This window comes from Spiroplasma endosymbiont of Nomada ruficornis (assembly GCF_964030795.1).
GTDB lineage: Bacteria > Bacillota_I > Bacilli_A > Mycoplasmatales > VBWQ01 > Spiroplasma_E > Spiroplasma_E ixodetis_A.
Genome location: NZ_OZ034962.1, coordinates 720,102 through 741,051, shown reverse-complemented (window position 1 = coordinate 741,051; position 20,950 = coordinate 720,102). Strand labels below are relative to the sequence as shown.

25 protein-coding genes are annotated in these 20,950 nt (G+C 23.3%); 12 read left to right on the top strand and 13 right to left on the bottom strand.

What is annotated here, in order from left to right; translation table 4 throughout:
* The first annotated feature begins 32 nt into the window (after positions 1–32).
* From AAHM79_RS04535 to AAHM79_RS04525, 3 genes are all read left to right on the top strand, one after another.
* Positions 33–224 (top strand): hypothetical protein, encoded by a 192-nt coding sequence (locus tag AAHM79_RS04535; RefSeq protein WP_342258214.1) that lies wholly within the window; start codon positions 33–35, stop codon positions 222–224.
* A 159-nt stretch (positions 225–383) separates the two neighbouring features.
* Positions 384–1,736 carry a hypothetical protein gene (locus AAHM79_RS04530; protein ID WP_342258213.1) on the top strand — a complete coding sequence of 451 codons (1,353 nt, stop codon included), beginning with the start codon at positions 384–386 and terminating at the stop codon, positions 1,734–1,736.
* Positions 1,737–1,886: 150 nt separating this feature from the next.
* Positions 1,887–2,165: a hypothetical protein gene (locus AAHM79_RS04525; protein ID WP_338959597.1), complete on the top strand. Its 279-nt coding sequence runs from the start codon at positions 1,887–1,889 to the stop codon at positions 2,163–2,165.
* Here AAHM79_RS04525 and AAHM79_RS04520 read toward each other — a convergent pair.
* The 7 genes from AAHM79_RS04520 to AAHM79_RS04490 form a co-directional block, all read right to left on the bottom strand.
* The gene (locus AAHM79_RS04520) at positions 2,162–3,868 is read right to left on the bottom strand and encodes a hypothetical protein (protein WP_342258212.1); all 1,707 of its coding nucleotides are present in this window, start codon (positions 3,866–3,868) and stop codon (positions 2,162–2,164) included. The genes AAHM79_RS04525 and AAHM79_RS04520 overlap by 4 nt on opposite strands.
* 99 nt (positions 3,869–3,967) lie before the next feature.
* Positions 3,968–4,186, bottom strand: a complete 219-nt coding sequence (locus AAHM79_RS04515; protein ID WP_342258211.1) for a hypothetical protein — start codon at positions 4,184–4,186, stop codon at positions 3,968–3,970.
* Between the two features lie 283 nt (positions 4,187–4,469).
* The gene (locus AAHM79_RS04510; RefSeq protein ID WP_342258210.1) at positions 4,470–5,375 is read right to left on the bottom strand and encodes a hypothetical protein; all 906 of its coding nucleotides are present in this window, start codon (positions 5,373–5,375) and stop codon (positions 4,470–4,472) included.
* Positions 5,376–5,388: 13 nt separating this feature from the next.
* On the bottom strand, positions 5,389–5,511 hold the full coding sequence (locus tag AAHM79_RS04505) for a hypothetical protein (protein WP_338957828.1): 123 nt from the start codon (positions 5,509–5,511) through the stop codon (positions 5,389–5,391).
* A 4-nt stretch (positions 5,512–5,515) separates the two neighbouring features.
* Positions 5,516–5,968, bottom strand: a complete 453-nt coding sequence (locus AAHM79_RS04500) for a hypothetical protein (protein WP_342257905.1) — start codon at positions 5,966–5,968, stop codon at positions 5,516–5,518.
* A gap of 366 nt (positions 5,969–6,334) precedes the next feature.
* Positions 6,335–7,408: a hypothetical protein gene (locus AAHM79_RS04495; RefSeq protein ID WP_342258209.1), complete on the bottom strand. Its 1,074-nt coding sequence runs from the start codon at positions 7,406–7,408 to the stop codon at positions 6,335–6,337.
* 3 nt (positions 7,409–7,411) lie between these two features.
* Complete coding sequence (locus AAHM79_RS04490) at positions 7,412–8,359, bottom strand: hypothetical protein (protein WP_342258208.1); 948 nt, start codon at positions 8,357–8,359, stop codon at positions 7,412–7,414.
* A gap of 130 nt (positions 8,360–8,489) precedes the next feature.
* Between AAHM79_RS04490 and AAHM79_RS04485 the strand changes: the two genes are divergently transcribed.
* Complete coding sequence (locus AAHM79_RS04485; RefSeq protein WP_342258207.1) at positions 8,490–8,828, top strand: IS30 family transposase; 339 nt, start codon at positions 8,490–8,492, stop codon at positions 8,826–8,828.
* 150 nt (positions 8,829–8,978) lie between these two features.
* Here the strand turns inward: AAHM79_RS04485 and AAHM79_RS04480 are convergent, their stop codons facing one another.
* The 5 genes from AAHM79_RS04480 to nusA form a co-directional block, all read right to left on the bottom strand.
* Positions 8,979–10,097 (bottom strand): agmatine deiminase family protein, encoded by a 1,119-nt coding sequence (locus AAHM79_RS04480; protein WP_342258206.1) that lies wholly within the window; start codon positions 10,095–10,097, stop codon positions 8,979–8,981.
* A gap of 191 nt (positions 10,098–10,288) precedes the next feature.
* Positions 10,289–10,648 carry a 30S ribosome-binding factor RbfA gene (rbfA, locus tag AAHM79_RS04475; protein WP_342258205.1) on the bottom strand — a complete coding sequence of 120 codons (360 nt, stop codon included), beginning with the start codon at positions 10,646–10,648 and terminating at the stop codon, positions 10,289–10,291.
* 1 nt (position 10,649) lies between these two features.
* Positions 10,650–12,479, bottom strand: a complete 1,830-nt coding sequence (infB, locus tag AAHM79_RS04470) for a translation initiation factor IF-2 (RefSeq protein WP_342258204.1) — start codon at positions 12,477–12,479, stop codon at positions 10,650–10,652.
* Between the two features lie 27 nt (positions 12,480–12,506).
* Positions 12,507–12,797: an RNase P modulator RnpM gene (gene rnpM / locus AAHM79_RS04465; RefSeq protein WP_338957115.1), complete on the bottom strand. Its 291-nt coding sequence runs from the start codon at positions 12,795–12,797 to the stop codon at positions 12,507–12,509.
* Between the two features lie 18 nt (positions 12,798–12,815).
* Positions 12,816–13,991, bottom strand: a complete 1,176-nt coding sequence (gene nusA / locus AAHM79_RS04460) for a transcription termination factor NusA (RefSeq protein ID WP_338957112.1) — start codon at positions 13,989–13,991, stop codon at positions 12,816–12,818.
* 1,076 nt (positions 13,992–15,067) lie between these two features.
* Here nusA and AAHM79_RS04455 point away from each other — a divergent pair.
* The 3 genes from AAHM79_RS04455 (at position 15,068) to AAHM79_RS04445 (ending at position 15,730) form a co-directional block, all read left to right on the top strand.
* Positions 15,068–15,199, top strand: coding sequence for a hypothetical protein (locus AAHM79_RS04455; RefSeq protein ID WP_338958910.1), 132 nt, complete (start codon positions 15,068–15,070; stop codon positions 15,197–15,199).
* A 12-nt stretch (positions 15,200–15,211) separates the two neighbouring features.
* Entirely contained in the window at positions 15,212–15,472 is a 261-nt protein-coding gene (locus tag AAHM79_RS04450) for a hypothetical protein (RefSeq protein WP_342257313.1), read from the top strand.
* A 63-nt stretch (positions 15,473–15,535) separates the two neighbouring features.
* Entirely contained in the window at positions 15,536–15,730 is a 195-nt protein-coding gene (locus tag AAHM79_RS04445; RefSeq protein WP_342257314.1) for a hypothetical protein, read from the top strand.
* Positions 15,731–15,794: 64 nt separating this feature from the next.
* Here the strand turns inward: AAHM79_RS04445 and AAHM79_RS04440 are convergent, their stop codons facing one another.
* Positions 15,795–16,745, bottom strand: a complete 951-nt coding sequence (locus AAHM79_RS04440) for an IS30 family transposase (protein ID WP_342258203.1) — start codon at positions 16,743–16,745, stop codon at positions 15,795–15,797.
* Positions 16,746–16,925: 180 nt separating this feature from the next.
* Between AAHM79_RS04440 and AAHM79_RS04435 the strand changes: the two genes are divergently transcribed.
* From AAHM79_RS04435 to AAHM79_RS04415, 5 genes are read left to right on the top strand one after another with little or no spacing between them, the layout of a single operon-like run.
* Positions 16,926–18,314, top strand: a complete 1,389-nt coding sequence (locus AAHM79_RS04435; protein WP_342258202.1) for a hypothetical protein — start codon at positions 16,926–16,928, stop codon at positions 18,312–18,314.
* A gap of 9 nt (positions 18,315–18,323) precedes the next feature.
* Positions 18,324–18,512, top strand: coding sequence for a hypothetical protein (locus tag AAHM79_RS04430; RefSeq protein ID WP_342258201.1), 189 nt, complete (start codon positions 18,324–18,326; stop codon positions 18,510–18,512).
* 3 nt (positions 18,513–18,515) lie between these two features.
* The gene (locus AAHM79_RS04425; RefSeq protein ID WP_342257209.1) at positions 18,516–20,408 is read left to right on the top strand and encodes a hypothetical protein; all 1,893 of its coding nucleotides are present in this window, start codon (positions 18,516–18,518) and stop codon (positions 20,406–20,408) included.
* Between the two features lie 4 nt (positions 20,409–20,412).
* Positions 20,413–20,535 (top strand): hypothetical protein, encoded by a 123-nt coding sequence (locus AAHM79_RS04420; protein WP_338957828.1) that lies wholly within the window; start codon positions 20,413–20,415, stop codon positions 20,533–20,535.
* A 13-nt stretch (positions 20,536–20,548) separates the two neighbouring features.
* Entirely contained in the window at positions 20,549–20,899 is a 351-nt protein-coding gene (locus AAHM79_RS04415; RefSeq protein WP_342258200.1) for a hypothetical protein, read from the top strand.
* Positions 20,900–20,950: the final 51 nt, after the last annotated feature.

Below are 20,950 nucleotides of genomic sequence, written 5' to 3'. Positions count from 1 at the left end.
GTTTAATTTTTTTTAAAAAATAAGGAGTAAATATGGCTTTTATTAGTAGTTATGGACAATTAAATAAAAATATAATCTTAATTTTAGTGATAATAATTATGGTTTTAGTTGAGATATTTTTAAAGAATTTGTTGGTGATGAATGAGCAGAATATTTTACTACTAATTGTTTTTATCGTTTTGTTCCAACAGCACGTGGAACAAGAAAAACTTGAAACTGTTTAGCATTTGATTTATTTATATGTTGTAATTTTAGAGATAGTAGTGTTCAAGAAGTAAGAAGATATGAAAATACTCATAGTGAAACTACAATTGGTGCTTTAATGAATGTTTGTCAAGTTTTATTAGATACATATAATATTAATTTATTACCTAATAATCCACATGGCATTAAATGAAAAATTACTAAGGATGGGATGTATTATCTTTCCAAGTAATCAACAAATTGACTTTATTGGTTATGCTAATGGTAATAAGATTTTTGGAAAAGAAGCAGGTGGGTCAAGTTTTTTAGGTTCAAGAACAGATGAAATTATTATGGCAGAAGAAAAAGAAACATTAACTGAAAAACAATTAACATATCGATATGAACGTTTACAAAACTCTATGTTTAGAAGTAATCGTATTAAAGTATCAAATAAACCTATTAAAGAGTGAAGTTGAACATTTATTGATAAAAATATATATAGTTCTACCTTTGGACAAAAGATTACTCGTTATTTTTATAAAAGTTTTTTCATTACTTTTACATGTAATCCTTATGATAAATATCATCCATTTTATTTAAAATACTGTACACCATTTTTACCATTAAATGATGAAGTCATGAAAAATCTTAAAAAAGTTGGTAAAGTTTATTATGAAAATAAAGATATGTTTAGTGGTTTAGGTTTATTTGTTTTAAGATTTACTATTCAACCATTTTGAAATAAATTACCTGACATTCAACAAAGAACATTATTAGAAATGGAAAAAAGTAATCCAGATGAATATAATACTGTTTATTATGGTTTTGAATTTTTAGATAGCGATGCAACAATTTTCCCATTTCAAAAAACAGTAAAATATTGACAATCATATGATTTAAAACAATTTTATAATCAAGAAAAAGAAATGTATAAATTTGATTTTTATAGTGTTGGTATTGATTGAGCTACGGGACCAAAAGACCATACTGTATTTATGGTAGTTGGTTTTAAAGAATATAATAATACTGGTTATTATGATGCTTATATTATTTGTGAATTAGTAGTTACTCCAAATGATTTTATAAATGAAAATGAAAAAATTAATGCTTATGTTAATGAAATTTTAGGATTAATGGATAATTTTGAAAATTTTGAACAAGCAATTTATTTTTATGATGATAAAGCAAGAACAGCAATGGATTGATTAAATCAAAAATTAATTGATGAACACAATACTATTTTAATAACACAAACCGCTATTAAACATGCTTCAAATTTAAATCAAGAAGCCGGATTAACTAATAGAGTAGTTTGAATGAGAAATATTATGAGTTATGGAAACTTTTATGCAAATAAAGATGATTTACCAAAAACAACTCAATGTTTAGAAGAATTACGTTATGACCAAACCAAAACTAACATTCCTGACAAAAATATGTATCAAGACCCTTATGATGCATTATTTTATGCATTATATCCATATAAAAATGTAATTAGGGGTAAAAATAATGCTACTGTAAAAAAAAGTATCTTCACATTTGCAATATAATAAATAAGCGCAATACAATTAATAGTATAGGTATTAAAAAATAAACACCTTTAATTTAGGCGTTATTTTGCTTTTAAAAGCATACTTGTAAAAATAATCAAAAATAGTACAATTTAAAAGTAAAATCAAGGAAAAAAGGAGATATTTATTATGAAAACATGAATAAAAACAAATTTTCAAAAAATATCATTATCATTTGCTGTAATAACTGGTGTTACCGGTTTAATCTTAGGAATAGTTTCATATAATAAAAATAATCAATTAACATATTTTTATGATTACGACCATGAAGCACACTGGGGGGCAACTATTTGAGCAAGACCAGTAAGTAATAAACATAAAATTACTCTTTACTGAGCATCAAATAAATTAACTGATGATGCAGTAAAATGAGATGGTATTTATCCAGATGGATATTTTGATAATTAAATTTCTAAATTTATATAAGAAATATTTTCATTATATTTATCAAATAAATTAATATTATTTAAATTTATTTCTTGTTTATTTGTTACTAAAATTAAATCATAATTACCAGCACCAAATAGTCCGCTAACTTCAATTCGATTTCAGTTATTAATTGGATTTTCAATTTGTAATTCAAATTCACTATTATTGTCAATTTGTAAAACTTCTTTATAAAATTCTAATTTAGAAAATAATTGTGATTTATTTGAACCATATAAATTTAAAGCATTTTCGGTTTTATTTTTATTAATAATTAATCTTGTAAAATATTTTCCATATTCACCATTACCTAATGTTCAATCTGCCGGAATTAATGATGGTATATTATTGCTTTCTAATTCATTAGTTATGGATAGTCAGTTAAATTGATTATCATCTAATTTCAATAATTCATTTTGACTAATGTCATTGTTTTTTAGTTTAATGTTATTGATATCTGTAAAATCAAAATATGCAGATTTTAATACTACTTTTATATCTTTAAATTCTCAAATCTTATCAGGTGTAGAATGTATAGGATTTGATTTTAATTCAAAATAATAAGGTAATAATAATTTATAGTCATCATTTAAACCGTTATTAATAGACATGGTTGAATAAATATTTTTTGATAGCATTATAACTATTTGTTTTAATATTTTAACTTTTGGTAAATTTGTATAGTTAGGATAATCTAATTCTCATTGTTTAAATAAATTAGTAATAACTTCATTTGGTTTTTGTCCTTCAAACTTAGCACGAATTTTATCTAAATCATTCATTTCTTTTAAAATATTACTTAATGATGCACCATCAAAGTTTCTATTATAAGTATATGTATAAGTTAACATATCTAATAATACTTTTTGTAAACTATCAATTGGTGGTCTATCTTTTATTTCTAGTTCAACATCATGAAATTTATTTGTTGTAGAAATAAATAAATTATAGTCACTTACTAAAAATCATGACTCTAATTTTTTATCTTTTAATTCTAGTTCATCAGATAATGGTCATACTTTTGAATTTTTAGAAACATCATAACCAATTTTATCATTAGTTACTCTTGCATTATTAATAATTTCTTTTCTTGTTTCTCTACCACCACCAATAGCAATTAAATCTAAAACTGATTTTTCTTGTCCTATAAATTGTTTTGCTAAATTTCAAGGTAATATTTGTTCACTAAATCATTGTTGTAATATTCTAACTTTTGGTTGAGTTTCAATAGGCATTGATAATAGCGGAAATGCTATCTTATCTTTGACAAATAACTTTGGGTATACCTCCATATTGTCGACTTCACCAAGTACCTTTATATTGCCAAAAATCATGCTTCTAGGTGCTTTAATTTTTAAACCAATAACTTTGGTGTCTTTATCTAGTGGTTTTTGTAATTTAATAATAATTGGATAACCATCTCTTGTTTTAAAGTCTTTAATTTTAATAATAGTAATACTTTTAGTACTTCTAGTTTTTGGATTTTGATAAGGTTCTGAATAATTATTAATAATATATAAATTATCAATATTATTTTCAGTTAATGGTTCATTTATACTAACTGCATATAACTTAAATTGATTTAATAAATTTATTTCTTGAAATATTAAATTTTTAATATCAGTCATACTATATTCAATTGTATTGTCATTAATATTAGTACTTGCTCTTTGATTTAATTGCATAGTAAAATCAGATGTTTCAACAGCAGTAGTTTTTAATACTTTATCAATATCAATAAAACCTATTTTAATAGTATTTGCTGAAAATCTTAAACTATTATTTTAATTATTTTTAAATAAACGTTCAATTTCATAAATATAAATTTTTCTTTTTTTAAATTCATCGTATGCTCTATTAATATCAGGGTCACTAGTAGCACTCATCATATTAGTAAAATCATAAGGAATATTATCAATTAAATAATCATTTTCTATTTCTGCTTGATTAAGTTTAGTTTGTTTCTGTGGAAACTTCGTTTGTGGTTTGTTGTTGTTTTCCATTGTTTTCTCCTATTAATTGGTTATTTTCTGGATTCAATAATTTTAATTTAACTGTTAAGTTATTAATTTCTTGTTCATCATTAATATTAAATGTTTTAATATTTAATAAATCTTTATCTAAACGTACTAATATTTGAATAAATTTAAGAATATCAATATTAAATTGTCATAATTTTTGTTCAATATAATTAATAGTTGAAATATTTACCGCTGTACTTTCGGGAACCGATTGTTGTGCTGATTTCTTTTGACTTGGTATATGAATACCACAACGTTTAAATATTTAATTAATATTTCAATCATATATATCAGTTAAATTTTTACCTTTAAAATTACTACTTGTCATATTAATATTTTCACTTTTTTCATTATTATCACCAGTAGTTTTTCAAATATAGTTGTTAGTAACTAATGTTCTTACGGCTTCATCCATTGTAGATTTAGCATTACCATAAGTTTGGTCAAAAATAAACTTTGGTGAATTTAAAATAGTATCTAAAACAATTTGTTCATAAATAACATCTAATGCTTTAATTTTATCCATTACTTTATTACAATCTGCTAACTCATTTGCTTTATTTCTCATAATTGCTATTGGAATATAATTAATATTTAATGTTTGTTCTTGTTCTAAATTAGGATTATTACTATATTCTTTAAAAGGTAAAGGAAATTGTTTTTTATTATCACTAATACTATAAATTGCACGATTAATAGTTACTTGTTCATTATTTAATTTATAAACTTCAAATAATCTTACTGTTTGTGCATTTTGTTGATAACTATCATAAAAAATAGTACATTGAATTAATTTACCAGTAATATCATAAATTCTTTGCTGTATATCTACTACTTGAAAATATAAATCATCATTAGCAATATAAATTAAATAACCACTAATTCCTAATTTGCTTAATTTAAAAATAGAATTTCAATTCTTTCTATAAAATTCTTGTTTAATTAAATATTGTTTAATAGTTTCATTATTAATATCCAATGGAGCATTATATAAATTAGCATTATTTTCAGCAACAAAATCAGTAAAATAAGTCTCATGATTAAAATCATTAAAACCAAAATAACTTCAAATAGAAGTGTGTGTACTTTTATTTTCTAAAAAAATTAATTTAGATTTTTCTTCATTATTATTAATATTTGTTTTATCTTTTCTTGGTCAAAAAGGTTTCATTTTTTTCTCCTTTCTAAAATATTTGATTAATTTTTAAGACAATTTTTACTATAATAAATATAATTAAACCAGCAACAGCAGAAGATAATAAAACTCCAATTAAACTTAAAATAATTTTTATAATTTTTCAAATCATAATTTTATTCCTGTAATTCTTCTACTTTTCATGTATTACCTTTATCGCTACCTTTTAAAGAATAAATAGTAATAAATTTTGAGTGTTGTACTGATAAAACTAAGACATTAGTATTATTGTTAAAAACTTCTATTGGTACACCTGCTATTTTTGTATTAGTTATAATAAATTCTTTAATTGCAAAAACATTATTATATATATTTCAAGAATAATAAACTTTATATCTTTTATTAACTATAAAATCATAAGTAATTTGTCAATTATCTCATTTATTTTTTTCTCTTATTCCTACTTCTTTTCAAATTGAACTACTTGGAGGAATTGGAATTGGTTGTGGTTGTTTTTTGATAATTTCATTAATAGCACCAGCAACAGTTTTATCAGTAGTTTCTAAATTAGGAATTTCAGTACCAATAGTATTTATAGAAAAAGCATATTTGAATTGGTCTTTATCCATTTTATTGTCTAATTTTTGATCTACTTCTTCTTTTTTATAATAATCAGTTAAATCAGTTTTCCCGCAAGTAGCACTAATTTTATTATTTTCATCAATTTTAATATTTTCACCAGCAATTAACTTATCTTGTTTTTTATCTAATAATTGATTTGTTTCTAGTTTTGTATAATAATCATGTTCAGTATTTTCTTCTGCTATAAATTCAGTTGGTGTATCTATTCCTTGATATTGATATATTTCTTCTATATCACCAATTAAATTAATTTTTCCAAGTTCAGGATAAGAATTACCACCACCACTAAATTGTTTCTTTTTATTGTTATAGTAAATAGTTCCAATATTTAAAATATTTTTATTTTGTATTTGTTATCCATAAGTCATGGAATCAACATTTAACAATTCAAATTCGTTAAAAACATTATTTAAATAAATTTTAATTACTTTATAAAATTTCATAAAGTTATTTTCTGTTGAATATTGATAACTGATTTTAATAAAATATCATTTAAATATTTCTATATTATTATTTTCAACTTTTTTTCATAAGGGACTAGTTTCAATATTAAATCAATTATTTTTAACATCATTAATATTTTCGTTTGTTTTAATTAATTCACTATTTAATTTGGTAATTTCATTTTCATTTGTAGTAATTCGTTTTTGTTGTTTAGCAGAAAAATCACAAGTTGGTGCATGTGTATAATCACCAATTTGTGGATTGTTTTGTAAAACATCAGGTGGTAATGTTCCAATTTCATTAGGTCAATCTAAAATCATAGTTTCAGTTTTTGAGTCATATTCTGTTGCAACATAACCTTTATTTATTAAATTTGTAACTGGTCCCCTATATGTTTCATTTTTATTACCATTAATGGTATCATCATATAATTTTATTTGCTTTGATAATGTAAATTCTTTTTGTTCTTGAATTAATTCATTAACTTGGTTTCTAGTATAAAATGCTTTTAAGTCAATTTTTTCAACATCTATTTCATCATTATTATAATTTGAAAATATTTGTTTTAATTCTGTTAATCTTGCTCATATTTTCATTCTACTAGGTGCTAAATCTCAAATATTAATCGTAGGAGTACTACTTGCACTAAATTGATTACCATTATTAAATTGAATAGTAGCATCAACATTAAATTCAATTGGTGTACGATTAAATACTCAATGTTCAACCATAACATAAACCATATCTCTTAAAGTTTCTTTAATTAATTCATCTTTAAAACTATCAAAAGGAAATTTAGATAAAATAAAATCAAGATAAGCATTAATATCATTTTGAGCACGAATAGCAAATGTTTTAAATCAATCATCAACATTTGGTCATGTATTTATATATTGTCGTGGTGTTTCTGTAATTGTTCCAGTTAATGGATATCAGTTATTATAATTTTCTAAACTGACACCAGTTCAAAGTTTATTAATCATATTTTATCATTCCTTAAAAAATGCTTTTTTATAACGTTTGGTTTTTGATTTAGTTTTTCTATGTGATATATGTATAATTTCTTTTTGTAATTTTTTCTTTCCTTTTTTTACAACTTGATTATATGCAAATTTTTCTAAATGTCTTAACAATCCAGTACCAAATACAGTATTAACTGATAATTTTAAACCCACCCTTTTAAATGATTTATTGACATTATCAATAGGATTATTAATAACATTAACTACTTTATGATAAGTTCTAATTGTCCTTAATATTTGCCTATAAATTTTAAAACTATCTTTAATCATTTGTTGTACAACTGGTAGAGCAAAAGCAATACTTTTTAATCATTTATTTTGACTAACTCCATATCCAATATATCAACCGCTATATCATCTATATCAATGAAATGGATGTATTTGAATAACAAAAGTTTCTGCTTTGATAATACTATCAATAACTACAATTGGTTTATATTTAGGATTACGATGATAAATAGTAATTCCACATTTATCTAATGATAAAGGTTGAATTTTACAAGCCATAAATACTGGTGAATTTAATGGAATTAATTGTGCATGTTTAATTGCTTTCTTTTCAGCACTTGTAAATACATCAATTGTTTTTTCTTTTAATTTATTAATTTTTTCAAATGCTTGTTTTTCTAATTTTTCGAATTTCTCTTGTAATTTATAAATATTTATTCTTATTTTTTCAAAATATGAAGTATCTTTTCAAAATTTATTTAAACCTTTTTTAAAATAAAATTTAATATCAAAATATTTAAAAGTTTGATTTGCTTTTAATACTAATTTATGAATTGAACTATTTTTAAAATTAAATTTAATTGCATTAGCACGAATTTTTTGTAAATCTAAAATTAAAGATTTTCCATATCTATTTTCTGCATGTATTGTATGAACTAAATTTAATCAGTCATGTGGGTTCATTTTTAATACTTCTTTTAAATCAGTATTATATTTTTGTAAAAAATTGTTTGCTTTATCAATATCTTTAATTTTAAATTTAGGAGTTAACTGTGGACTTAACTTTATTAATTCATTTGGGAGCGTACCGAAGATGTCGATAAATAAAAATGTCAGTTATTATTTATCAATTCTTCCTAAAAACATTGTTAAAACTATTACTTTTGATCGTGGCAAAGAATTTTCAAATTGACAACAACTTGAAAAAAATTTAGATGTAAAAATTTATTTTGCCAATCCATATTCACCTTGACAAAGAGGTACTAATGAAAATACTAATGGTTTAATTAGAGAAAAATTTCCTAAAAAATTTATTTTTTCAAAAACTAATAAAAATGAAGTTCATAAATTTATATTGTCTTTAAATCAAAGACCGAGAAAAATACTAAATTATCTTTCACCAATCGAATATTTGGATAGAAAAATAATTTAGTTGCACTTACCTTTACAATTTAGCAAATTTAAATTAAATTTAATAAATTTTATATTTTTTAAATAGAAATAACTAGTTAAAATAATTAAGTTTTAACTAGTTAAATTTTTTTTAATTTAAAGATAAAGAATAAGATAAAAGTTTATAAAATTATGTAGTAGATATTAAAGCTGGTTGATGACAAATTAAACTATGAATACCACTTTTACCAAGAATAAGTTCTCGAGCATCAAATAAAACAATTTGTTTATTATTAAATACATTTGTTTTTGATAAAATATCTAGAAGTTTAGTTTCACTTTCTTCATCATTGAAAGTAGGAATAATAACAACTTTGTTACTTATATATAAGTTAAGATAACTAGTGACAAGTTTTTGATTTGCTAGGATACGATTATGATAAATGTTAAAATCAATCATTTTAATATCATCACTATTACGAACGTCATTTTTTGGTAAAGGAATTTTTATAATTTTATATTTTTTGCCATGAGCATTTATTGATTTTGATAATACATCTCAACAATTTTTAACAGCAAGATAACAATCATCAATAGTATTTTCTGTTCAACTTAATAAAATAGTATTACTATCAACTATACACATGATATTATCTAATCTTCCTTTGGTTTCATCATATGGTAATCCATAAGGTATTAAAATAATATTTACAACATTTAGATAATCTTTTAAATATATTTCTATTTGTTCTTGTGATAAATTAGGATTACGTTCTTGGCATAAAATACCTTCATAACTAGCAAAACAAGTACCTTCACCATCTAACATAATCATGCTAGATTCTAAAATAATTGGTAGAAAATAGTAATCAATTTTTTGTAGTTCAAATATTTTGTATGCTACCATATCATCATAATTTCAAGGTGAATAAATACCTGCTATTTCTCCACCTCAAGCATTAAAATTAAATTTTAAGCCTCTAATATTCTTTGTTTCTTTATTTTGAAGAAAGATTGGACCATCATAACGAATAAAGCAATCATTAGTAGACATTTCGATAATTGTAATATTTTTATTTAATAAATTTCTAGCATTATTAAATTGATTTTTACTAACAATCATATTTACATGTTCATGTTTACTAATAATATTAGCAAGTTTACTTATTTTTTCTTGTGCTGGTTTAGCGCCTAATCTTCAATTATCAGTTCTTTCTGGTCATACCATTCAACATTGTTGATGTTCTAAAAATTCAGGAATAACATAAAAATCATCACTATTTGGTGTTGAATAAATTTTTTGTGCCATTAATAGTAGCTTTCCTTTCTTACTTAGTAGCTACTGAATAATTCCCTTATTTTATTGATGATTCCTTTTTTATTATACTAATAATTTTATTTTTTTAAATAGTGTTTTATAGTAATTATTTAATAATTACTATAAAAAAATTTTAAATTTAAATAATTAAAATGAGATTATAAATCTCATTTTAATTATTTTTATTCATTTGAAGAATTATTATTTTTAATATTTTTTAATATTTCTTCAATGTTTTTAACTCTAGTGTTGGTATTATCATATTTAAAGCGTAATTCTGGAACTTTATATTTATTACTTGTTTTGGCAAGTGTGCTTCGACAAAAACCTTTCGCTTTTTCTAAAGCATTACTAATAGTTTTAATATCTAAATTATCTAAGTAAACTGTTCAATAAATGGTAGCATAACTGTTATCTTTTGTTATTTTTACATTAGTAATAGTGATATCTTTGAAAAGAATATTTTTTGATTCTTTTTTTAATATATTAGTAATTTCTTTTTTTAAGAAACTTTCTTGTTGTTCAAATTTAATGATAGACATCCTATTTTGTCTCCACTTCTTCTACTAAATATGATTCAATAATATCATTTTCTTTTAAGTCATTAAAATTTTTAATAGTAATACCGCATTGAGTTTCTTTTTTAGCAATTTTTAAATCATTTTTTTCATGTTTTAAACCACTGATTTCACCGTTATAAATAACAACATCATCACGAATGATATGAACTTTGCTATTACGTTGAATGAAACCATTAATGACAACACAACCAGCAATTGTTCCTACTTTTGAAAAATGAAAAGTTTTAATAACTCGTGCTTGACCAAGAATTTTATCTTCATAAGTTGGTTCTAATAAACCTTTAGCAGCCAATTCTAATTCTTCAGTTATTTTATAAATGATATTATGTAATCTAATTTCAACACCGGCATTGTTAGCAGCTTCACGAATAACATGATTGGGACGAACATTGAAACCATAAATAATACTTCCTGAAGTTTGAGCAAGTTTAATATCTGATTCACTAATACCACCAATAGTTGCTCTAATAAACTTAACAGTAATATCATTAACATTAATTTTATTTACTGCTTGAACGATTGCTTGCACTGAACCTTGAGTATCTGCTCTTAAAATAACATTAATTTGTTTTAATTCACCTGTAGCAACATCTTGTGTTAAATTACCTAAACTAATTTGTCGATTATTTCTAATTTTATTTGTTTCTTCTGTTTGTCGTACTAGTGCTACTTTTCTTGCTAATTTATCATCATTAAAAACAATAAAAGATTCACCAGGAGTAGGGGCTGTTTCAAATCCTAAAACTTGAACAGGCATTGAAGGTCCAGCTTTAGTAATTATTTTACCAGTATCATTAATAAGGCGTTTAATTTTTCCTTTAACACTACCAGCAACTACAATATCAGTAACTTTTAGTGTTCCACCTTGTATTAATAAAGTACAAATTGAACCAACATTTTTATCATGATGAGATTCGATAACAGTTCCATTAGCAAATCGATTTGGATTAGCATTTAGTTCTTTTAATTCAGCAATTACTAATATGGCTTCTAATAATTCATCAATTCCTTGATTTTTTAAAGCACTACCATAAACAAAAATAGTATCGCCACCTCATTCTTCACTAGTTAAATCACAATTAGCTAGTTCATTCATAATGCGATCAGTATTAACATTTCGTTTATCCATTTTATTAACAAAAACAATAATTGAAACACCAGCTACTTTTGCATGGTCAATTGCTTCACGAGTTTGTGGCATCACACCATCATCACCAGCAACTACTAGAACAACAATATCAGTAATTTTAGAACCACGTGAACGCATTTCAGTAAATGCTTCATGACCTGGGGTATCAATAAAAGTAATTAATTTATTATTAGTTTTAATTTGATAAGCACCAATATGTTGAGTAATACCACCGTGTTCTTGATTAGTAACTTTAGAATTACGGATAGTATCTAATAGTGTTGTTTTTCCATGATCAACATGGCCCATAATTGTAACAACAGGTGGTCGAGTTACTAAATTTTTTTTATCATCTTCTAGATTAATATTTTCTAATAAGTTTTCATATGTTACCACTTTAGCTTTTTCAAAATCAATATTTCATTCCAAACAAAGTTCAAGCATTAATTCTTGAGTTAATATTTGATTTTGATTAAATAGTTTGCCTTGTTTCATGAAGTATTTAATAATGTCAGTTACTGGATGATGCAATGCTTTAGCAAATTCTGAAATAGTTAAAGGTTCGTTATATAAAAATACTCCTTTTTCATTAATTTGAGATGTTTTTTGTTTTATTTGTTGATTAATATTTTGTGTTTGTTGAGATATTCCTTTTTTTGCCATTTGCATCCCGCCTTTCGCTTGGGAAAATTAATCTCAATTTTTTTTAATTTCATTAATTAATTGTTCATAAAATTCATTTGGAATTTTTGTTTTTAATGCTCGTTCTAATGCCTTATTTTTAATAAGCAAAGGTATTAATTCAAGTTTAGGTTGGATGTAGGCACCTCGACCATTTTGTTTGCCAGTTTTATCAATGAATAATTGTCCTTCTTTATTAATAACAATTCTAATTAATTCACGTTTAGGTAAAATAGTATTTGTAACTATACATTTACGCATTGGTATTTTTTTACGTTGAATTAAAGGTATTTTATTCATAACGACCTACTTTATTGTTTATTGATTTTTATTTTTTCATTGTGTTTTTTTTAATAATTCAGATATAAACTTTTCATATTCACTTTCTTTAATATTACCATTTCAAGTAAATTTAATATTATTTTCATTTGCTTGTTCTAATGAAGTAATATTAATATTTCAGTGAGTTACACCGGCAACTAATTTAGCAGCCATACCATTTTTACCAATAGCTAATGATAATTGTTCAGTAGGAACAATAATATTTGCTTGTTTTTCTTCTTCATTAATATCAATTGAAATAACTTTAGCTGGTGTTAAAGCGTTAATTATATATTCTTTTATATTAGGATTTCAGGCAATAATGTCAATTTTTTCGCCACTTAATTCTTGCGTAATTAATTTTGTTCTTTCGCCTTTTGGACCAATACATGCACCAATACCATCAATGCTTGGATCATGACTAACAATTGCAACCTTAGCTCTAATTCCAGGAATACGAGCAATATCTTTAACTTCGATTACACCTTGTGCTATTTCAGGAACTTCTAATTCTAGTAAACAACGTAAAAAATTAACGTGAGTTCTTGATGCTAAAATTTGACCATAGTTTTTATTTTTAATAATATCTTCAACATAAAATTTGATGTAAGTATTATTAGCGATTGGTTTATTTTTTGGTAAGATCTCACTAGGGATTTGATTTTGTTTTGGTAAGAAAGCATAGGCTCTACCAATTTTAATTAACATATAAGTTTCTTCAACGCTTTCAATAGTACCAATTAATATGTGATCTTTTTTATCAATAAATTCATCATAAATTGATGTTTTTTCTGCTTCACGAATTGATTGTTTCACTACTTGAATAGCTTTAAAAATTGATAAACGAGAGAATTGATCACTAGGAATTATTTGCGTATATGTATCACCAATTGTTAAGCCGGGATTCTTTGTTTTAATAGTTGAAAGTGCAATTTCTAATTCAGGATCTTCAACTTTTGGAACAACAATTAAATCCTTTAAAATTTTAATAGTACCTTTATTTTGATCAATTTCAATTCTGATATTTGTACTATCATCACGATGACTTTGATATTCATATGCTTTTTTTAGTCCTTCTTTTAAAGCTTCAATGATATCTTCTTTTGCTATTTGTTTTTCTTCAGCAATTTCATTTATGGCATTTAAAATGATTTGACTAATTTCTTTGTCCACTTTTTCTCCTCCTTGTTTTTTATAAACATTGTTGTTTATTATTTAATAGTATTTGAAATAGATTTATTTCAAAATGAAAATATACTTAAATAAAAAAATAAAATATATTACACTAGAAATAATAAAGACAGCTGGTAGCTGTCTTGCTATAATTCTAATTCATTGTTCATTATACAATATTATTAATTTGAAAACAATAGAAATTTATTAAATGATAGAGTTTTATTATCGTAGATTATATTGTATAAATATCTTTCATTATATTAATGGTAATTTTCAAGTTTTAAACTGATTAAATATAATTATTTATATAGTAGTAATTGTTTTTGTTCTATTATCATTGAAAGATATAACATTCATTTTAAAGTTTCTATTTTTTAAAATCAATGGGAACTAAATTGCTTTTCAATACTAATTTGTTCTTATATTGATATTAATCTCCTATATATTCTGCTTATCAAAGATTAGACATTTTTTTAAAATATTTTCAAACATTAGTAAAAATGTTAAGATTTATTTATTAAATTTGGGAGCGTACCGAAGATGTCGATAAATAAAAATTTTTAAAAATAACTCCTTTCTTTTTTAAACTATTAAATTAAAAAATAAATGACAAAAGACGAGAATAAAATTCTTGTCTTTTTTTGTAATTGTAAAATTTTAAAATTTTTAATAACCGTCTTTAGCACTATTATCAACACGTGTTAGGGAAATAAAAAAGTGAACTACAACATAGTTGTTAAAAATAGTAGCTAGCATGTGGACTTGCATGGATAAATAAAAAGTGGAGTGATACCTAATAAAATATACTAACCAGAAATGGTAATTCTTGGGGTGGGAGCGAATTGGAAACTAGTATATATAGACCCGGAGTGGGGACCAACTATTATTCTTTATTTAACCAACCTTGCCACTACCAAGTGAGCAAGTGTTGGTTTTATTTTTTATTTTTTTTTGAAAAATTTTTGGGCGAGAAAATAAATTTCAAACTTGTAAAAAAAATTGAGCGGGACCGGTTCAATTAAAATATTAATTTGCTAAACGCAAATTAAATAAATATTGAATCGAATGCCTCAATGTTTTTTAAAATTTCACAATTTATTTTTGAGCCCAGAATTGCTGGAATGAATAAAACAAATAGTAGTATTATTAATAATCTAAGAATAAAAATATATGTTCTTTATGCTAGAAGCAACAGAACATATTAGGAAAGGATTATTATGCAAATAGAATTTAAAAAAGAACAAATTGTTAAAGATAAACCACCATCTATTCTTATTGATTATGTTGAATATAAATTATCTCTTCCAAAATGAATGATTAAAAATAATTCTTTTATTGTTGATAACAGTTGCACATATTGAGTTTTTAATTTAGAAAATATTAAAAAAGAATTAAGTGGTAATGAATTAATAAAGTTATTAGAACCATATATTAAAGACCAAAAAATAACTGTTAATAAACCAACTGCTCCAAAATAATATTATCTTAATGATATAAAACTTGAACAATTAACATTTTATGAACAGCATAATAGTTGATTTATGGGTGAAATAACAGATAACAAAACTAAAATTACTAATCCTTGTTTTAAATATAACATTACGTGAGAAGAAAACAGAAAAGGTTTTAAAATAAATAATCCATATAAACATGATGATTTACCAATTAATTATATAGTTACTTCTTATAAGGAAATTTCAACTCATAATGAAAAAGTATTTTTGTTGAACATGTAAACAAAATAAATTAGATTATTTATTCTTTAATACTAATGATGCTAAATTGTAAAGGTAAGTGCAACTAAATTATTTTTCTATCCAAATATTCGATTGGTGAAAGATAATTTAGTATTTTTCTCGGTCTTTGATTTAAAGACAATATAAATTTATGAACTTCATTTTTATTAGTTTTTGAAAAAATAAATTTTTTAGGAAATTTTTCTCTAATTAAACCATTAGTATTTTCATTAGTACCTCTTTGTCAAGGTGAATATGGATTGGCAAAATAAATTTTTACATCTAAATTTTTTTCAAGTTGTTGTCAATTTGAAAATTCTTTGCCACGATCAAAAGTAATAGTTTTAACAATGTTTTTAGGAAGAATTGATAAATAATAACTGACATTTTTATTAATAACTTTAGTAGTTCTGTTTTTAACTAATATTGCTAAAGTAAATCGCGATACTCTTTCAACTAAAGTTATTAAACATGATTTGCTTTTACCTCGTGATGATACTATAGTATCTCCTTCTCAATGACCAAGTGTTATACGATCATTAACATTTATATCTCGTTCTTTAATTGATTTACCATTAAACTTGCCACGATTTTCTTTAGATTTTCGTTTTTTACCTTTTCTTCTTAAATTTTTACTAGTAACTTTATCAAGCATTCCAAAATAAATTCAAGTATAAATTGTTTTAAAACTAATAACTCACTCTTTATGAAAATTTTTAATTCTGCCATAAATTTGTTCAGGTGATCAACCTAATAGTAATTTTTGTTGTACATATTTTACTAAATTCTTATTTTTAAAATTATGAAAACTAATATGTGATTGTTTTCGATTTTCAGCTTTATTTTGTGCAATTAATGAAAAATAATGATTATTATCTTTATTTCTATTAATTTCTCGAATAATAGTACTAATACTTCGATTAAGATTTTTAGCTATTTCACTAATTTTAAATTTAAATTTCAATTGATTCTCAATACAAATCCTTTCATCTATGCCAAGATGTTTATAACTCATATAAAAACTCCTTACTTTTTTCTAAACTAAATTTAGCATTATGAAATTTTTATATGAGAATTTTTTGCAATTTTATTTACTTGCACTTACAAGTATAATTCAGCAAACATAAATAAACCAAAACATACTAGAACAAGTCAACAACAAGAACATAAAAGTTGATGATGAGAAATTTTAGAAATGATTGGTGTACAAGTAATAGCAGTAGCACTTGCTCCTTTTACTGGTGGATTAAGTGAAAGTTTAGCACTTGGTTTAGGTGCAAGTGATTTACTTGCTAGTATTAGTGCTGTTGGTGTAGAGTTTTTAACTGATTTTACTATTAATCAAGTTTATGATTATTTAAAAGGAAATGTTACACCATTAAATACTTTTTTTAATATATTACCTGCATTTGCTGGACTTAATAGAATTAGTCGTGGTTATCGTACAACTAAATTTATTAGTTTAGCAGAAAAAACTAAAACATTAGAACAAATTGGTATTAAAAAAGCAAAAAATTTACAAGAAATCATTAGTCAAGTAAGTGGAAAAGAAATTTTAACAGATAAAATTATTGGAAATAAACGTTATTTATTTAATTATAACCATGCTCCAAATCGCGAAACAATAATACAAAATTTAGGTTTTGTTGCTGAAAGACAATATAAAAATAATTTTGCAAAATTAGAAGTACAAGAATTAAAAAATTATTTATTATTACAAAATGAATTAATAAAGTTAAGTCCACAGTTAACTCCTAAATTTAAAATTAAAGATATTGATAAAGCAAACAATTTTTTACAAAAATATAATACTGATTTAAAAGAAGTATTAAAAATGAACCAACATGACTGATTAAATTTAGTTCATACAATACATGCAGAAAATAGATATGGAAAATCTTTAATTTTAGATTTACAAAAAATTCGTGCTAATGCAATTAAATTTAATTTTAAAAATAGTTCAATTCATAAATTAGTATTAAAAGCAAATCAAACTTTTAAATATTTTGATATTAAATTTTATTTTAAAAAAGGTTTAAATAAATTTTGAAAAGATACTTCATATTTTGAAAAAATAAGAATAAATATTTATAAATTACAAGAGAAATTCGAAAAATTAGAAAAACAAGCATTTGAAAAAATTAATAAATTAAAAGAAAAAACAATTGATGTATTTACAAGTGCTGAAAAGAAAGCAATTAAACATGCACAATTCATTCCATTAAATTCACCAGTATTTATGGCTTGTAAAATTCAACCTTTATCATTAGATAAATGTGGAATTACTATTTATCATCGTAATCCTAAATATAAACCAATTGTAGTTATTGATAGTATTATCAAAGCAGAAACTTTTGTTATTCAAATACATCCATTTCATTGATATAGATGATATAGCGGTTGATATATTGGATATGGAGTTAGTCAAAATAAATGATTAAAAAGTATTGCTTTTGCTCTACCAGTTGTACAACAAATGATTAAAGATAGTTTTAAAATTTATAGGCAAATATTAAGGACAATTAGAACTTATCATAAAGTAGTTAATGTTATTAATAATCCTATTGATAATGTCAATAAATAATTTAAAAGGGTGGGTTTAAAATTATCAGTTAATACTGTATTTGGTACTGGATTGTTAAGACATTTAGAAAAATTTGCATATAATCAAGTTGTAAAAAAAGGAAAGAAAAAATTACAAAAAGAAATTATACATATATCACATAGAAAAACTAAATCAAAAACCAAACGTTATAAAAAAGCATTTTTTAAGGAATGATAAAATATGATTAATAAACTTTGAACTGGTGTCAGTTTAGAAAATTATAATAACTGATATCCATTAACTGGAACAATTACAGAAACACCACGACAATATATAAATACATGACCAAATGTTGATGATTGATTTAAAACATTTGCTATTCGTGCTCAAAATGATATTAATGCTTATCTTGATTTTATTTTATCTAAATTTCCTTTTGATAGTTTTAAAGATGAATTAATTAAAGAAACTTTAAGAGATATGGTTTATGTTATGGTTGAACATTGAGTATTTAATCGTACACCAATTGAATTTAATGTTGATGCTACTATTCAATTTAATAATGGTAATCAATTTAGTGCAAGTAGTACTCCTACGATTAATATTTGAGATTTAGCACCTAGTAGAATGAAAATATGAGCAAGATTAACAGAATTAAAACAAATATTTTCAAATTATAATAATGATGAAATAGATGTTGAAAAAATTGACTTAAAAGCATTTTATACTAGAAACCAAGTTAATGAATTAATTCAAGAACAAAAAGAATTTACATTATCAAAGCAAATAAAATTATATGATGATACCATTAATGGTAATAAAAATGAAACATATAGGGGACCAGTTACAAATTTAATAAATAAAGGTTATGTTGCAACAGAATATGACTCAAAAACTGAAACTATGATTTTAGATTGACCTAATGAAATTGGAACATTACCACCTGATGTTTTACAAAACAATCCACAAATTGGTGATTATACACATGCACCAACTTGTGATTTTTCTGCTAAACAACAAAAACGAATTACTACAAATGAAAATGAAATTACCAAATTAAATAGTGAATTAATTAAAACAAACGAAAATATTAATGATGTTAAAAATAATTGATTTAATATTGAAACTAGTCCCTTATGAAAAAAAGTTGAAAATAATAATATAGAAATATTTAAATGATATTTTATTAAAATCAGTTATCAATATTCAACAGAAAATAACTTTATGAAATTTTATAAAGTAATTAAAATTTATTTAAATAATGTTTTTAACGAATTTGAATTGTTAAATGTTGATTCCATGACTTATGGAGAACAAATACAAAATAAAAATATTTTAAATATTGGAACTATTTACTATAACAATAAAAAGAAACAATTTAGTGGTGGTGGTAATTCTTATCCTGAACTTGGAAAAATTAATTTAATTGGTGATATAGAAGAAATATATCAATATCAAGGAATAGATACACCAACTGAATTTATAGCAGAAGAAAATACTGAACATGATTATTATACAAAACTAGAAACAAATCAATTATTAGATAAAAAACAAGATAAGTTAATTGCTGGTGAAAATATTAAAATTGATGAAAATAATAAAATTAGTGCTACTTGCGGGAAAACTGATTTAACTGATTATTATAAAAAAGAAGAAGTAGATAAAAAATTAGACAATAAAATGGATAAAGACCAATTCAAATATGCTTTTTCTATAAATACTATTGGTACTGAAATTCCTAATTTAGAAACTACTGATAAAACTGTTGCTGGTGCTATTAATGAAATTATCAAAAAACAACCACAACCAATTCCAATTCCTCCAAGTAGTTCAATTTGAAAAGAAGTAGGAATAAGAGAAAAAAATAAATGAGATAATTGACAAATTACTTATGATTTTATAGTTAATAAAAGATATAAAGTTTATTATTCTTGAAATATATATAATAATGTTTTTGCAATTAAAGAATTTATTATAACTAATACAAAAATAGCAGGTGTACCAATAGAAGTTTTTAACAATAATACTAATGTCTTAGTTTTATCAGTACAACACTCAAAATTTATTACTATTTATTCTTTAAAAGGTAGCGATAAAGGTAATACATGAAAAGTAGAAGAATTACAGGAATAAAATTATGATTTGAAAAATTATAAAAATTATTTTAAGTTTAATTGGAGTTTTATTATCTTCTGCTGTTGCTGGTTTAATTATATTTATTATAGTAAAAATTGTCTTAAAAATTAATCAAATATTTTAGAAAGGAGAAAAAAATGAAACCTTTTTGACCAAGAAAAGATAAAACAAATATTAATAATAATGAAGAAAAATCTAAATTAATTTTTTTAGAAAATAAAAGTACACACACTTCTATTTTAAGTTATTTTGGTTTTAATGATTTTAATCATGAGACTTATTTTACTGATTTTGTTGCTGAAAATAATGCTAATTTATATAATGCTCCATTGGATATTAATAATGAAACTATTAAACAATATTTAATTAAACAAGAATTTTATAGAAAGAATTGAAATTCTATTTTTAAATTAAGCAAATTAGGAATTAGTGGTTATTTAATTTATATTGCTAATGATGATTTATATTTTCAAGTAGTAGATATATAGCAAAGAATTTATGATATTACTGGTAAATTAATTCAATGTACTATTTTTTAT